The sequence below is a fragment of the Saccharothrix coeruleofusca genome, from assembly GCF_014648515.1.
In the GTDB taxonomy this organism is placed as follows: Bacteria; Actinomycetota; Actinomycetes; order Mycobacteriales; family Pseudonocardiaceae; genus Actinosynnema; species Actinosynnema coeruleofuscum.
This window is the reverse complement of sequence record NZ_BMRG01000024.1, coordinates 1-246: the sequence shown is the minus strand read 5'-3', so window position 1 is coordinate 246 and position 246 is coordinate 1.

The window sequence follows — 246 nt, the reverse complement described above, 5'->3', positions numbered from 1 at the left end:
GGGGGCGCGCGCGGAGCGCGCGCAGCGGGGTGCCCGCGAGCGCCGTCCCCGTATGACCTGGGCTCGTCCCGACCGCATGTGTCAAGGGGGCCTGAACGCACCACCAACCCCGGACACGACTACGGCCCCCTTGACGCGTGTGGTTCGCCTTCGGCAGGTCATGCGGGGACGGCGCGACCCGCCATCCTTGGCGACCTGCCGCGCGGCGAGCGCCCTCTTTGCTGGATAACCCAACCCGAACGACGA